This is a genomic window from Robertmurraya sp. DFI.2.37 (genome assembly GCF_029211245.1).
In the GTDB taxonomy this organism is placed as follows: domain Bacteria; phylum Bacillota; class Bacilli; order Bacillales; family Cytobacillaceae; genus Robertmurraya; species Robertmurraya methanolica_A.
Genome location: NZ_JARGEJ010000333.1, coordinates 1 through 387 on the forward strand (window position 1 = coordinate 1; position 387 = coordinate 387).

At 39.8% G+C, this 387-nt stretch carries 1 protein-coding gene; it reads right to left on the reverse strand.

The genetic code is table 11. From position 1 onward, the window contains the following. Window positions 1-210: pilus assembly protein TadG-related protein (locus tag PZE06_RS26755; RefSeq protein ID WP_275792206.1), on the reverse strand; the 210-nt coding region annotated here is incomplete at its 3' end. Between the last annotated feature and the right edge of the window lie 177 nt (window positions 211-387).

Genomic DNA, 387 nt, shown 5'->3' on the forward strand with positions numbered 1-387 from the left:
ATGATGTTTCACAACGCTATCAATTTTTTCATACACAACGCTCGTTGCTGCTATACTGGCATGCTCTGCCGCAATCAACGCCTGCTCTTTCTTTGTAAAAACCATGGCAATATTAAGCACTAGAATTAACATGATCCCCACAATCGCAAAACTGAAAATCGTTAAAATAACGCCACTGCCCCGTTCATTGTCAAGTACTTCTTCATTCAATTACCCTTCCTGAAGCAGAATGAGTCAGTTCCACGGACGCAACATTTCTCCACTCTTTTGGAACAAAAACAAGTCCATGTTTCAATTTTACTTCTGCGGTAAACTCTTTACCTGAATGTGGGGGAACATGAAACTATTCAAATGTCATAATATCACTGTGCCCAATTATATTCTCCG